Origin of the sequence: Sphingobacterium sp. UBA865 (assembly GCF_002295765.1) — a bacterium.
GTDB lineage: Bacteria > Bacteroidota > Bacteroidia > Sphingobacteriales > Sphingobacteriaceae > Sphingobacterium > Sphingobacterium multivorum.
On record NZ_DBGB01000002.1, the window covers coordinates 23,053 to 38,106 of the forward strand.

9 protein-coding genes are annotated in these 15,054 nt (G+C 43.2%); 8 read left to right on the plus strand and 1 reads right to left on the minus strand.

Annotated features, from left to right (window positions below):
* Nucleotides 1-5: 5 nt before the first annotated feature.
* Complete coding sequence (locus B2O97_RS01315; protein WP_286766762.1) at nucleotides 6-3,089, minus strand: SusC/RagA family TonB-linked outer membrane protein; 3,084 nt, start codon at nucleotides 3,087-3,089, stop codon at nucleotides 6-8.
* A gap of 430 nt (nucleotides 3,090-3,519) precedes the next feature.
* Here B2O97_RS01315 and B2O97_RS01320 point away from each other — a divergent pair, with 430 nt between their 5' ends.
* From B2O97_RS01320 to B2O97_RS01355, 8 genes are all read left to right on the plus strand, one after another.
* Nucleotides 3,520-4,380, plus strand: a complete 861-nt coding sequence (locus B2O97_RS01320) for an ROK family protein (RefSeq protein ID WP_286766763.1) — start codon at nucleotides 3,520-3,522, stop codon at nucleotides 4,378-4,380.
* The gene (locus B2O97_RS01325) at nucleotides 4,377-5,654 is read left to right on the plus strand and encodes a sugar porter family MFS transporter (RefSeq protein WP_286766764.1); all 1,278 of its coding nucleotides are present in this window, start codon (nucleotides 4,377-4,379) and stop codon (nucleotides 5,652-5,654) included. Before B2O97_RS01320 ends, B2O97_RS01325 begins: the two co-directional genes overlap by 4 nt.
* 160 nt (nucleotides 5,655-5,814) lie before the next feature.
* Nucleotides 5,815-6,981 (plus strand): glycoside hydrolase family 130 protein, encoded by a 1,167-nt coding sequence (locus tag B2O97_RS01330; RefSeq protein ID WP_182983117.1) that lies wholly within the window; start codon nucleotides 5,815-5,817, stop codon nucleotides 6,979-6,981.
* An 80-nt stretch (nucleotides 6,982-7,061) separates the two neighbouring features.
* Nucleotides 7,062-10,208 (plus strand): SusC/RagA family TonB-linked outer membrane protein, encoded by a 3,147-nt coding sequence (locus B2O97_RS01335; RefSeq protein WP_286766765.1) that lies wholly within the window; start codon nucleotides 7,062-7,064, stop codon nucleotides 10,206-10,208.
* Between the two features lie 11 nt (nucleotides 10,209-10,219).
* Nucleotides 10,220-12,118, plus strand: coding sequence for a RagB/SusD family nutrient uptake outer membrane protein (locus B2O97_RS01340; protein ID WP_286766766.1), 1,899 nt, complete (start codon nucleotides 10,220-10,222; stop codon nucleotides 12,116-12,118).
* A gap of 26 nt (nucleotides 12,119-12,144) precedes the next feature.
* Complete coding sequence (locus B2O97_RS01345; protein WP_286766767.1) at nucleotides 12,145-12,849, plus strand: DUF3823 domain-containing protein; 705 nt, start codon at nucleotides 12,145-12,147, stop codon at nucleotides 12,847-12,849.
* Between the two features lie 40 nt (nucleotides 12,850-12,889).
* Complete coding sequence (locus B2O97_RS01350) at nucleotides 12,890-13,696, plus strand: endonuclease/exonuclease/phosphatase family protein (RefSeq protein ID WP_286766768.1); 807 nt, start codon at nucleotides 12,890-12,892, stop codon at nucleotides 13,694-13,696.
* Between the two features lie 19 nt (nucleotides 13,697-13,715).
* Entirely contained in the window at nucleotides 13,716-15,047 is a 1,332-nt protein-coding gene (locus tag B2O97_RS01355) for an IPT/TIG domain-containing protein (protein WP_286766769.1), read from the plus strand.
* Nucleotides 15,048-15,054: the final 7 nt, after the last annotated feature.

Genomic DNA, 15,054 nt, shown 5'->3' on the forward strand with positions numbered 1-15,054 from the left:
TCCTCCTAAAATCTCAAGTTAAGACCAAAATTGAAGCCTCTTGGCTTAGCCATGTTTCCGTAATCTATACCATATCCGCCGATGCCGCCAAGGCCGGCCGTATTACTATTGCTTTCCGGGTCAAGTCCTGTATAATTCGTAAAAAGAAAAAGATCGGTAGCGGTAAAAAATACACTTAATGCAGCTTGTGGCGAAATACGCTGTGTGAGATGCTTGGGAAGTGCATAGCGGAGCGTAACATCGCGCAGCCTAAATGCATAGATGTTTTTCTCGATAAACATCTGCGGTTCTATATTGGTCATATAGTAGGTTGAAGCTGAATAAGGGGTTACCGCAATACGGTTCGTTGTTGGATTGGCTGTATTTTCGAGTCCGTCCTCGAGTACCCCTTCAATCACCCGAGGGTTTTCCCGATTTAACGTCTTAACAGACTGCCCATAGGTATAGAGCCTATAATCCAGTCCATTGAGCACATCGCCACCTTTGCGGAGGTCCCATAAGAAGGTGAGGTAAAAATCTTTGTAGCTGAACTTATTGACAATGCCCAGCGTGAAGTCAGGAATACGATCTCCAATAGGATAATATTTGTCGGTGCCAGCGATGGGTAGACCGGTTTGAGGGTTTATCAAAATGTCTCCGCGATCGTTTCGCTTAAATTGTGTTCCAGTTAAGGTACCGATACCATAGCCCGGCATGACCGAAGACCTTACGCCGCTCAGTACCCAGGTGTCAGAATCATAAAGTTCGGGCAATTCTTCCGCTAATGAAAGTACTTTTCCTTTGTACTGGGTAAAATTAAAGGTCATGTCCCAACTGAAATCGGTTTTTTTGATCGGGTTGACGTTGACTTGCAATTCGGTACCGTAAGTCTTGACTTCACCGCCGTTCATCATGCGTAAAACGAAGCCTGAGCCATAACTCAGTCGTGGCAGAATGATCTGCCCGGTGCTTAAACGGTTAAAATAGCTGAAATCAAATGTAAGCCGGCGCTTAAAAAAGCCAAATTCGAGTCCTGTTTCAAAATCGCGGGTTTTTTCGGCTTTCAGATCGGGATTTCCGCCATTCACACCATAGGCAAATCCACCACCTGTGGATAGCTTGGGCTCGAGATTAGATAACGTGTAATAGCTTTTAAAGGGCGCTTTTCCCGTTGTTCCCACAGAGATGCGGTATTTTCCGTCGCTGAGCCATTGCACTTTATTTTTGAAGAAAGACAAGTCTGAAAAATTGAAGGCCAACGAAGCCGATGGATAGCCAAAATACGGATTATTGGGCATCATTCGGGAGGCTGCATCCAGTCGCCCGGTTAAATTTAGATACAGCAGGTTGTCAAGATATCCAAATCCAGCCTGTGCCAAAAATCCAACTGTCCGAAAGTTATTGGCAACAGATCTTGCCAGGCGCGTACTGGGGAATGTGTTGTTGATGCTGTAAAAGTTGGGATCGTAAAAGTCCTCGCCGTACTGTGAGTTGGTGAGGGTATTATAATCTTTGAATTCAGTTCCCAAGTTTGCCCGAAAGCTGATATCACGGCCGATTTTTGTATTTGCCGTAGCCATGAATGATCCTGATAGCACACGGCCATTAACTTGATACACATTCATGGATCCGTTGCGTACATTGGTCGAAGATCCAGATCCGGAGTAGGATTGCGGATGGTAAACGCTTTGGCCCAGTGTGTTGGCGAAGTCGATGCCGATGATGCCGTTTAGACTTAGCCAATTTGTTGCGCGATACGTCATATTGGAAGTGGCCAGGATGCGGTTTACGTCATCATTAGCGGTATTGCGGTATACATCCCAAAAGGGATTGTCGAGCTCGTTGTAAATATCTGAATTGTGGAGTACACGATTCCCTTTTTCATCAATCCAGTCGCGTACATCATACAGCGGGTTGAAGCGCATTAGTGTAATCAAATAACCTGTATTTCCTTTTCGGGCTTTATCGTTCTGTGTATTGATATAATTGAAAGAGGTGTTGAATTCAAGCTTTTCGTTAAACTTAGCTGTTCCGTTGAGACGGGTCGAGAAGCGTTTATAGCTTGTATTTGGTACAATACCGGTATTGTCGCTGTATTCGTTGGACCAGCGGTAGGTCACTTTTTCAGAACCACCTTCAAAGGAGAGGTTATGCTTTTGGTTATACCCGGTGCGGAAAAAATTGTTGACATTGTCTTTGTAGAGGGTAGCTCCTTCAGGATATTTTGGCCCCATAGCGTAGACAGAGGTCCCAGAATACGTACCATTGGTACCCTGTGCATACACATATTGCCGCTCGGGATATTTATTTACCGTTTCAACGCGTCCAGATAAGGAATAATTGACTGTAAACTTACCGGCCTTGCCTCTTTTTGTGGTGATCAAAATAGCGCCGCCGGCACCTTGGCTCCCAAACTGAGCTGTAGCTTCGGGTCCTTTCAGAATGGTATAGGTTTCGATGTCCTCTGGATTAATATCCATGGCGCGATTAGAATAATCTAGATCCCTATTGGCACCATTGCTGGCGAGATCATTTTCGTTTAATGTGGAATTGTTGATGGGGACGCCATCGACTACAATGAGTGCATTATTGTCTCCAGAGATAGAGGCAAAGCCACGCAGTACGATCTGTGCAGATGCACCCGGCATACCACTTGTACTATTGATAGAAAGACCCGGTACGCGACCTTGGAGGCCCTGGAAAAACGATTCACGCTGTGTTTCGGATACATCGGACCCTGCGACAATAGGGGTCGAATACCCTAGGGTTTTACGATCACGCTTGATGCCGAAAGCGGTGACAACGACTTCGTCCAAAGAGGAACTGTTTTCGGATAGGCTGACGTTGAGGACCTGCTGGCCGGAAAGCGCTTTTTCGATCTGTTTATAACCGACATGTCTAAAAATTAAGGTGGCGTTTTCTTGTACCGTGATCTTGTAGATGCCACTATTGTTGGTGATGGATTGGGTGTTTTTCCCTTTTTCGAGAACTGTTACACCGCCTAATGCCGATCCATCTGTCGTAGAGACTTTACCGGTAACGATTTTTTGGGCCAGGGCGACACCATACGTACTCAGTAAACTCACTAGTATGAGCATACTTCTTTTCATAATAAAATTGTTGTTTGATTAGTTTCGTTTAATTTGTTTTGCTAATGCACCTGGTGCTTGGGCAAGGTAATACTGTGCTATTCCATAAAAAATTCATAGCGGTTAGAAATCGGTTTGTATATGTTTTATACCAAATATAGCATAAAAGTGCAATATTTAAAATTTTTTGACGGTTTTTTACGTTTAAAGACGAACATTATTGAATAAAACCGCATAAATATGCTTTGTCTAGACTCTTTTGATAGCTATAGATCAGTGCTTCAATAAATTACATTGTTTTTGGTTTTTAATGGAGCAAAGCTTGAGTAAGCTGTAATATTCGCCAAAAAAAATAAAAAATAGTTGTTTTTAAAATTTATGTGCTATATTAGCAGAATTAAGCAAAACCGGTTTTGCTTAATCATTAGGGATAACCAATTTTAAAAATAACATGCATCATACCGAAAATATAATTTTATGTGTCGATTTGGGTGGTACCCATTGTTCTGCTGGTCTCGTATGTGAGCCTTCTGCACGTGTCATGGACGGATCCTACTTTCGCGGAAATGTAAATAGCAACGCAGAAAGAGGACAGATTTTGTCAGAAATAAAACAAACCATCGACAAAACCCTAAGTTCAACCACGCTCCTGCCATCCGAAATTCTCATCTCTTGCCCTGGTCCGTTCGATTACGAAAACGGTATATCCCTAATGGACGGAATGAACAAATATCAGTCATTACTAAACGTTAATCTAAAAGCATTTTTTGCGCATATCACTGGAATTGATCTAAGTTCGATCCACTTTTATAACGACGCTGCAGCATTTCTGTTGGGGGAGGTTGTCGAAAAAAAAATGGAAAATAAGCGCATTATAGGCTTGACCTTAGGAACAGGATTAGGCTCTTCGTTATACGAGGATGGAAAGATTGTAGATCTCAATTTAGGATCGGCGCCTTACCTTAATGGTATCGTGGAAGATGTGATCTCAACCCGGGGCATTCTATCCCATTTAAAAAAAGTCTTTGGATCGGTACCCGTAAACAATATAAAGGATTTAGTACAACAGGATCATTTGGAGGTTTATAGAAAGGAAGCTTTTGACTTCTTAAGCAACGAACTGATTACTTTCATTAAAGAATATATTGGTCCATTAACTCCAGATACCATTATCATTGGTGGCAGTATTGCCAAAGCTCACGCTCACTTTTTTGATAAACTGGCGTCCTCTCTTGACATGAAATTAGCGCTTGCGTCATTTGATGAACGCAACTTATTTCTAGGATTAACCCTTAAGACATTTAGTATATGAAGCCTATTTGGAAATTTACATTAATCGCATCCTTGGGCGGTTTTTTGTTTGGTTTCGAAACAGCCGTCATCTCGGGTGCAGAACAGATTATACAGAAACTCTGGCATCTGGATGCTGTCCGTCACGGACTTACCGTATCCATCTCCTTGATCGGAACTATTATAGGAGCTATTATCGCCGGGCGTATGGCCGACAGGTATGGGCGTAAACCCGTGCTTTATTTTGTTGCCTCTTTATATTTACTCTCGGCGTTGGGCTGCGCCGTAGCTTCCCTATGGGAACTTTTCCTGCTCTTCCGTTTGCTGGGCGGACTTGCTGTTGGGATTAGTTCTGTGGTCGGACCGGTTTATACCTCTGAAATTGCTCCTGCAAAAGACCGGGGTAAACTTACAGGAACCTTTCAGATTATGATTGTGCTGGGTATTTTTACGGCCTACCTGACCAATTTTCTCTTTATGAGCGTTGAATCTGCCGGCTGGCGATACATGCTCGGTATCATGGCGGTTCCTGCCTTATTGTTTGTGCTTTTATTGAATTTCATTCCCGAAAGCCCCAGATGGTTGTTGCAACGGGGACAGATTGACAAAGCGCATGCGAGTTATTTGAGACTAGATATAAAAGCTGAGATGTTGGGCAACCAGTCTCAGACACCGGCTAAAAATGTCAGCCTTTTTCAAAAAAGGTATGCCAGACCGATACTCTTCGCTGTTTTGCTTGCCTTCTTCAATCAAATGACAGGAATCAATGCGATCTTATATTATGCCCCGCGGATCTTTGAAATGGCTGGTTTTAATGCAGAGCTGGCCTACCTTCAGCCTATTTTTATCGGCGGTACCAATTTGCTCTTCACCTTGGTGGGCATGAGCATCATCGATCGTTTTGGGCGGAAAAAACTGCTGCTGACAGGTGCCGTAGGTATGTTCTTATTTCTTTTATTGGCCGCGTTTGGTCTAAAAGGCGTAAACGCACAATTTTTACTTTTCTACATTATGGGATTTATCGCATCTTTTGCCTTATCCCAAGGTGCTGTGATTTGGGTTTTTTTGGCCGAGATTTTTCCGAACGAAGTTCGCGCTCAAGGCTCTTCCTTAGGAAGCACGACCCATTGGCTATTTGCTGCAATCATATCTTGGGTATTTCCCATTATCGTAGAGGGCAGTACGTTTGGCGGTTATTATGTTTTCCTATTCTACGCACTCATGGTCATCCTGTCTTTCGTGTTTATTCTGTTTATGCCCGAAACGAAAGGTAAGGTATTAGAGGAAATAAACTAAGATTACCTATATTAAATAATTGTTAATTTCTCACAAATAAACGCTATTGATTTATAAACTTCTTAGTTTCGCATTGCAAAACCGGTTTTCTAAATCAAATTGGCTATTAAATGATCTCTAATAAATTTCGACAAGAATATAAATTAAAAAGTTAAAGCATATGAAACATAAAACACATTTAGTAACGTCGCTGTCTATAATGGCTACTTTGATAACTATTTGGAGCTGTAGCGTGCAAAAACAACAAGCACATTCCGGTCCAAATTGGGTAATGGGCGGTTTCGTTCGTCCAGCAGGGGTAAACCCTGTAATCGAGCCGGATAGCACCACAACATTTTTGGATCCCATGACTGGAAAACTCGTACAGTGGGAGAATAATGACACCTTCAATCCAGCCGCCGTTGTTAAAGGTGATAGTATTTATGTGCTGTATCGGGCTGAAGATAGGACAGGTGTGAAAATCGGACATCGAACTTCCCGCCTAGGACTAGCCGCGAGTGCTGATGGGACACATTTTGACCGCCAGCATACGCCTGTGTTTTATCCTGGAAATGACAATCAACGTGAATTTGAATGGCCTGGTGGCACCGAGGATCCGCGCATAGCAGAAGCTGAAGATGGTACCTATGTGATGTTTTATACGCAATGGAATCGAAAAGTACCTCGCTTGGGGGTAGCTACTTCAAAAGATCTTAAAAACTGGACAAAATATGGACCTATTTTTAAGAAATCGAACATCCTTCCTGACCTAGTCAACAGATCGCATAAATCGGCATCGATTGTCACTAAACTGGAACATGGTAAGCAGATAATTACTAAAGTAAACGGTAAATATTGGATGTATTGGGGCGAGCACGGTGTATATGGTGCTACTTCGGATAATTTACTTGACTGGGAACCGGTTGTAGATGAGAAAGGTGAACTCAAAGCGTTCATTTCACCGCGAGCGGGTTATTTTGACAGCTCATTAACAGAATGTGGCCCGCCCGCCATCCTGACAGATAAAGGAATTCTACTATTGTATAACGGCAAAAACCATCCCGAAAAAGGAGATAAGCGGTTTAATAAAGGTACTTATTCAGCGGGGCAGGTCCTCTTCGATAGCAAAGACCCGGGAAAAGTATTAGCAAGGATGGACGTACCTTTTCTGCGGCCAATGGAAGCTTTTGAAAAAAGCGGTCAATACGTAGACGGGACAGTGTTTATCGAAGGCCTCGTTTATTTTAAGCAGAAATGGTTTCTCTATTATGGCTGTGCTGATTCAAAGGTAGGAGTAGCCATTTTTGATCCCAATAAGCCAGCTGCTTTAGATCCGCTGCCTAATTAGAAATAAGTTTAACTATATGGCCATATTGAAGAACGTCTACGTTTTTTAATTAAAAATAATAACCAAAATAATTTTATAGAATGATACAGCGTGATTTGAATGCGCCCTACAAAAAAGCTTTAAAAGTGAGTTTGCTAGGGCTCGCACTAATGACATCCGCGGCTTACGGGCATGAGCGATGGGACAATAATCCTATACGCATGGTCATAGCCAAAGCGCCCGTCCAGATAACTGGACAAGTAATGGATGCTGCCAGCAATCCCATCGCTGGGGCGACTGTGAAAGTAAAGCGCACACCGTCTATCGGAACCAGTACGGACGGCACTGGAAGGTTTTCCATTACAACAGAACCTAATGAAACGCTATTGATCTCTGCCACTGGCTATAAAAGCCAGGAAATCATGCTGGGGGGCAGAACGAGCTTATCCATTATTTTACAGGATAGCGTGGCAATGATGAACGAGGTGGTTGTGGTGGGATACGGGGTCCAGAAGCGTGCTTCGGTAACAGGTTCAGTTGCATCCATACAGGCTGAAGAGCTGATTAAGGTAAAGACGCCAAACGTCACAAATATGCTGGCAGGTCGATTGCCCGGGATCCGTGCGGTACAACGCAGCGGTGCTCCGGGGGATGATGGTGCTTCGGTCGATATACGCGGGTATGGCAGTATGCTCGTTATTGTAGATGGGGTACAAAGGGATTTCGCACAGGTAGATCCTAATGATATTGAATCTATATCTATCTTAAAGGATGCTGCCGCCGCAGTATACGGATTTAAAGGCTCAAATGGCGTTTTATTGGTGACGACAAAAAAAGGAAGCAATTCAAAGACTAAAGTAGAATATAATGGCTATTATGGACTGCAACAGGTAACACGATACCCCCGCATGATGAATGCCTACGAATATGCATCCTTGTACAATGAAGCGATTTATAACTCCAATCCGTACACGGGGGTGCCCGCTTATAGCCAGGAACAGCTCGATAGTTACAAAAATGGAACGCAAGGGACTGACTGGTGGAGTTCCTTGGTGCGTGACAATGCTCCACAGAGCTCACACAACGTCAGCATCTATGGCGGAAATGATAAGGTCAAATATTATAATTCTGTTGGCTATGTTGATCAAGGGGGGATTTTGAAATCAGATGACTGGAACTTTAAACGGTATAATCTACGTTCCAATATAGATCTGAATCTTACATCAAATTTCACGGTCGGATTTAAATTGACAGGTCGTTTACAGGACCGTGAAAAACCCTATGGAGGTGATGATCTGTTTACGCAGGCACAGATGGCTATCCCGATTTATTCCATTTATGCCAACAATAATCCCAGTTACTGGCAGGCTATCGGAAATATGGCTAACCCGATACATAGCTCTTATATCGAAAATAGCGGATATGAGTCGCGGCTGAGAAGGGAGTTCAATGGGTCCGTGGATCTAAATTGGAAGCTACCGTGGGTAGCTGGACTTTCTTTGCGCGCTATGGTCGCTTATGACTATAAGAACAGCGAATGGAAAACATGGCAAAAGGCGTTGAGCGATTATCAGTATAATCAGGCGAACGATCAATATACCGAAGTTGCTTTACGAAAAAAGGCAAGTCTGGAGTCCAAGATGGAAAATCTGTATATGCCTACACAGCAGTATTCGATCAATTACAACCGTGTATTTGGACAAAAACATGATGTCAGCGGCTTACTGTTATGGGAAGCTTATCATGACCGTTTGACCGATATATTAGGTTTTAGGGAATCTTCCATCGGTATCATCGACGACATCAGTAAAGGGGATACCGAGAATCAGAATGCAAGCGGCAAAAGTGTAGAAACGGCTCACGCAGGTTTAGTGGGACGGTTCAACTACGCTTTTGACCGAAAATATCTGCTTGAACTGAATTTCCGCTATGATGGATCTTACAAATTTCAGCGCGACCGCAGATGGGGGTTCTTCCCGGGAGTGTCAGCAGGCTGGCGGATTTCGGAAGAGAAATTTTTCAAAGACAACTTACCCCACTTTGATAATGTCAAAATCAGAGGTTCATATGCCAAAGTGGGAGATGAGGGGGATTTTTCGGCATTCCAATACCTCGATGGATATGTGTATGGGGGAAGTTATGTGCTGGGCACAGGAGGCTTGTCTTCTGGGCTGAGAAGCAGTGGAATGGCCAATCCCTGGCTGACATGGTACGAGTCTAATATCATGAACCTAGGCTTTGAGGCTTCCTTTAAAAACGGATTGATCAATACGGAGTTCGACTGGTTTAGACGCGAACGCTCTGGCCTTCCGGCGACAAGACAAGGTACTTTCCCGACGACATTCGGCGAGTCAATGCCGCAAGAGAATTTAAATTCTGATATCAATACTGGTTTTGAATGGACGGTAGGCCATAAAAATAAAATTGCTGATTTTGCTTATAATGTTTCGGCCAATTTTTCCGTTACACGCATTCGATATGGCTATGTTGAACGTGCAGCATCAACCAACCTTTACAATGACTGGCAGAACAATAACAATGACAGGAATAAGGATATCCGATGGGGGAAGACGGTCGTTGGGCAATTTTCATCTTATGAAGATATTTTAAACTCACCTGTGCAGGATAATAATGGAAATCGATCCCTGCTTCCTGGAGATTTAAAATTCAAAGATGTGAATGGCGATGGTATCATCGATGGGAACGATGTGGAACCGATAGGCCATGGTGCAACACCAAGAATGTATTATGGACTAAACCTGGGAGCAAACTATAAAGGATTTGATATGACCTTATTCTTTCAGGGTGCTGCAGGTCATGATATTTACATCAGCGGAGATATCCTTGATCCGTTTATTCAACAGGGGCTCGGCAATGGATTTGCATTTATGACAGACAGATGGCATCGGGCAGATCCTGCCGATCCGAATAGTGAATGGATTGCTGGCACGATGCCCGCCGCCCGGGTAACTGGCCAGGTGGATAACCGGTCTGATAACTCATGGTCTTTACATAAAGCGGATTATCTACGGTTAAAAACATTGGAAGTCGGGTATTCTCTTCCAAAAAAATGGATAGAGTCTTTAAAGATTGACCGATGCAGAGTCTATTTTAATGCCAATAACCTGCTGACTTTCACGGGGAGTGATGCGTTATTGAAAAATATAGATCCTGAAAGCAATCAAAGCCGATTGCGCTATTATCCACAATTGAAAACGTTCAATTTTGGTATTAATATAGTTTTATAAAACCCTATACTATGAAAATGAAATATTTCAGTCCACTTCTTCTGAGCTGTGCATTTGCACTGAGTTTATATAGTTGTAACGATTACCTGGACCGGGAGCTCACCAGTGGAATTATCACCTCTGATCTCATCTGGAAAAGCCCGCAGGCGATACAGTCTGTATTGGTCACCATGTACGATGAAGGATTAAGATTAGATGAATTTGACGATTGGTTTACCGGGAAATCCAATCTGCTTAATTTGACCTCCTTGTCGGATGAAGCCACAGGAGCTTATCAAAAAGATTATGCATTTAGCAATGCCAATTCGATATATACGTATAGTGATTATGTATTTGAAGATCCGTTTGCGACTAGATATGTGCAGATACGGCGTACCAACGACTTCTTGAAGAAACTGAGTGAGACTACAGTCTTGAGCGACGAGGAGAAGCGCCTAGTCGATGCTGAGGCACGGTGGATACGAGCGATGCAATATTTTGGTTTGGTGAAGCGCTATGGTGGTGTCCCCTTGCTAACGACACCACAAGAATATGTGCCCGGCGATTTTTCGGCATTACAGGTTCCAAGAAATAAAGAATCGGAAGTTTACGATTTTATTATCAGTGAATGTAAGGCGATCAGCGACATACTTCCGGTATCGCGATCTGCAGAAAGTAAATACAGAGCCTCCAAAGGTGCAGCCCTTGCCTTATGGTCCCGTGCTTCGCTGTATGCTGGCTCGATTGCTAAATATGGTTCAAATGCAAATTTAAGTGGCGAGGCAGTAACGCGAGGTTATGTGGGTATAGCAGCCAATGAGGCAACACGTTATTTTACGGAATCTTATAATGCTTCAAAAGAATTGCTGGAGGCCGGCACTTACAGCCTTTATAACAAAAATTCCGACAAAGCAGAGAACTTCTATGAACTGTTTTCCAAAAGTGTAAATGGGAATAACGGGGAATATATCTTTCAGAAAACATTCAATGTTTCAGCGGGAAAAGGTCACATGTGGGATAAGATGAATGCTCCTTTTTCCTATCGTGGTGACGGGTGGGGATGCGGTGTAACACCTACGCTCGAAATGGTCGAAGCATTTGAATACAGTGATGGTAGTGCCGGTAAATTAGCCTTAAAAAATACGGATGGGACACCTCGTAGTTTTGATAGTCCCTACGATCTTTTTGTCGGGAAAGACCCGCGATTGTTTGCTTCCATCTACGTCCCCGGAGCTCCTTTAAAGGGCAGTAAGGTCGAATGGATACGGGGGGTAATTAACGGACAGAACGGCTCGGGACAAAAATATCAGGCGCAGAATCAGCCAGACAAAGATAATGTGGCTACAATTGATGGTGTGAGGTACAATACTTCGGGTAAAGATGGCGGTGCAGACGTTGGGGATGCGTCAAAAACGGGGTTTTATATGCGTAAGTTTTTTGATGAAACTCTCACGGATATGACAAATATTGATGCTAAGCGCTCGGAGACACCTTGGGTGGTATTTCGTCTTGGTGAGATATACCTCAATTTTGCTGAGGCCTGCGTGGAGCTTGGTGGCAAAGATGCAGAAGCTCTTCAGGCTGTAAATAACATTCGTGCACGCGCCGGAATTCAACCTCTTGCAACGATATCTACTGCTAAAGTAAGACAAGAACGTAAGGTCGAACTTGCTTTTGAAAAGCTCCGTTTCTGGGACCTCAAGCGGTGGCGCGTGGCTCATCTGGATGAATCCCAGGGAGGACTTACTAACTATAGGGGTACAGCGTTATATCCTTGGTACAATGTCAAAAGTAAGAAGTATACTTTTGAAACTGGAGTTCCTCCAAAACAAAAGAGATTATTTCTGGAAAGAAACTACTATATCCGCATCAGTCCTACGGACTTGAGCACAAATCCGCAGCTGGTTCAGAATCCGGGCTACGGTAATTAATTTAGATGTATACAATTATGATAAGTATGAAGAATATTTTTTTTATGCTCGGTGTTATGCTTATTGCTGTTATGAACAGTTGTGAAAATGAGATCGATAATATGGAAGCTCCGAATGGCGGACTGCACGGTACCATATATGACATGGAAACTAACAAGCCTATTCCGCTGCCCGTGGAGGGATCGGGTGGCGTACTGGTTTCTTTATTTGAAATAGGGACAAAGGCGACTGCTTCTGTCGATTTCAGGGCGAATGCAGATGGATCTTATACCAATAATAAAGTGTTTAATGGGAAGTACAGGGTGGCCGTAAATGGCCCTTTTATAGGGGTTTGTGAAGGTTATACCACGGTCAATGGTGAGACGCAGTTCGATTTGAAGGCAACTCCTTTTTCCCGTATTACGGCTTCGGCGACTATTTCCGAAAGAAACCGGGTCGAAATAGCATTTAAGGTTGATAAGGCGGACGACTCCTTTACGTTTACCAACGTATCTGTCATGTGGAACTATACGCCGCGGGTAGATGAAAATAATGCTAATTATGTCACAAAGATTGCTAAAGGCAAAATAGATGAAGGTACGCATGTTTTTGAACTGGCCAATGATAAACAGTTTGTCGAAAACTTTTACAAGATCAAGGCAAATGGCAACAAAATCTACGTCAGGGTAAGTGCGACTGTAAACGGAGTCGTCAATTATAGTGATACCATAGAATTGATAGCAAATGACTGATCACATAGCACGCAAAGTGAAAACTAAAAACGAGTCACTGATGAAAAAAATCATAACATTAAGTATAATAGGTTTTTTATTGGTATCATGCAGTAAAAATGAAACCAAGGTTGAAGAGCAGCCTGTAACTGGTGTATCTGTCAAAGCCATGACTTATAACATCTATTCAGCGCAAAAAAAGGGTATAGAGGCTATCGCCGAAGTAATTAAGAAAAATGACCCCGAACTCGTGGGGCTGCAGGAGGTGGAGGTAAACTCCGCCAATCTGAATTTTGATACTGGGAAGCGGCTTTCGGAACTCACTGGAATGCCTTATTATTATTTTGTTAAGGCACGTAACTTGGCACAAGGTGAGTATGGAAATTTGATCCTGTCTAAATTTCCCCTCAAAGAAACGAAAACATATTTGCTGGATGTACTTACATCGGAAGCCAATGCATACATTAGGGCGCTCGGAACTGTCAAGGTAAGCAAAGAAAATATGGACTTTTATTTCGCCGTAACCCATCTGGACCATTTGTCCGATAATGCAAATAGGCTCCATCAAATTGATCTGATCCGCCAATATACCAAAGATCTTGCATTGCCGGTTATTCTGTCCGCAGATTTAAATGCCAAACCTACGGAAGAAGCCTATAAAGTGCTGACCAAATGGTTTACATCTGGGTGCCTCAATGGATATTGCGGTTTTACGGCTGGGACGCCTAAGCCTGATGGAACCATAGACTATCTGATGTATGCGCCAGCAGATGCAGCAGTGACAGAGACATATGATGTTGATTATAGTTCTTATTCGCAATCTGATCATTTTCCGGTCGTTGCAAACTTTTTGATCAAAAATCCATAAAATTTTTACCTAACAAACCATGACAATAATTAGTTTTTTTAAACGGTCAGGTGCCAGAAACCTCTGCTTTGCGGCATTGATGGCATTCAGCATGGGCGTTGTGAGCTGTAATAAAGATCAAGGCAGTGACATGTCTTACCCTGATAAAACTGATGGGGCTCAAATTACACAGTATACGCCGATCTCCGGAGGATCAGCAACTGAAATATCGCTGTACGGAAGCAACTTTGAAACAGACCTGACAAAAATTAAGGTGACCATAAATGATAAGGATGCGACGGTATTGAGTTCAAATGGACGTATTATTACGGCCCGCATTCCACAGAATGCCGGTTCTGGAAAAGTCAAATTGACCATTGGCGGGAAAGAATATATTTACAAACAGGCTTTTGAATATGGCTACCAGACTGTAGTCTATACGTACTTGGGAAGTACCAAGGACGATATGGATGGGGACTATGCCCAAGCCAAATTGTCGGGGCCACGATATTTGAAATGGAGCAAGGATAATGCGCTTTATTTTGTCGAAGAGGGAGCAAGCAGCCGAGATAACTTCGCAGCACTCCGTGTAGCATCAAATAACAATGTGACGACCTTACTCAAGGCTTCTGAAAGTCCTTTGTTCGAACGCCTCCGGGCTTTTGACTTTTCAATGGATCAGAGTACATTGTTTCTTACTAATGACAATAACGCAAATGGCTCCATGGGCCTGGGCAAAATGACGAAATCTTCAGGTAAGTACAACAATTTGACGGCTTTGTCAGCGCAAGGGGGATTGACCGCTGTCGCAACTAACCCAGTGACAGATGAGGTATTCGTGGGAGTATATTCCGGGGGAAAGATATGTCGATTAAAACCCGATGGTAGTCTGGAGGGACTGTTTGGTGTCAATTCAAAAAATGTGAATATCATGGACATCATTTTCTCTAAGGATGGTCAAACCATGTATATTTCTGGCGCTTACAATGCACACAGTGTTTATCGTGTGCCTTATGACATAAGCACCAAGAGTTTTGGAACAGTACAGGTACTTGCTGGACCAAATGCCAATACAACGGGGAATGCGGTGGGAAATGGAGAATCTGCCCGGTTTAACACTCCTGCACAGATGGATCTGGATAACGAAGGAAACTTATATGTTGCCGATCGTAAAAACCATTGCATTCGAAAAATTACGACCACCGGTACGGTAACTACTTACGCGGGTACTGCGGGTACAAATGGCCTCCAGAACGGAAACGCTTTATCAGCAAAATTTTATGAACCCGAAGGCCTGCAATTTGGTCCTGACGGCGCATTGTACGTCGCTGACACCTGGAATCATGTTATTCGAAAAATAGTTATAGAATAACTAAAAT

Coding starts and splice junctions, on each gene's coding strand:
- B2O97_RS01315 (WP_286766762.1), bottom strand. CDS start 3,089: ATGAAAAGAAGTATGCTCATACTAGTGAGTTTACTGAGTACGTATGGT.
- B2O97_RS01320 (WP_286766763.1), top strand. CDS start 3,520: ATGCATCATACCGAAAATATAATTTTATGTGTCGATTTGGGTGGTACC.
- B2O97_RS01325 (WP_286766764.1), top strand. CDS start 4,377: ATGAAGCCTATTTGGAAATTTACATTAATCGCATCCTTGGGCGGTTTT.
- B2O97_RS01330 (WP_182983117.1), top strand. CDS start 5,815: ATGAAACATAAAACACATTTAGTAACGTCGCTGTCTATAATGGCTACT.
- B2O97_RS01335 (WP_286766765.1), top strand. CDS start 7,062: ATGATACAGCGTGATTTGAATGCGCCCTACAAAAAAGCTTTAAAAGTG.
- B2O97_RS01340 (WP_286766766.1), top strand. CDS start 10,220: ATGAAAATGAAATATTTCAGTCCACTTCTTCTGAGCTGTGCATTTGCA.
- B2O97_RS01345 (WP_286766767.1), top strand. CDS start 12,145: ATGAAGAATATTTTTTTTATGCTCGGTGTTATGCTTATTGCTGTTATG.
- B2O97_RS01350 (WP_286766768.1), top strand. CDS start 12,890: ATGAAAAAAATCATAACATTAAGTATAATAGGTTTTTTATTGGTATCA.
- B2O97_RS01355 (WP_286766769.1), top strand. CDS start 13,716: ATGACAATAATTAGTTTTTTTAAACGGTCAGGTGCCAGAAACCTCTGC.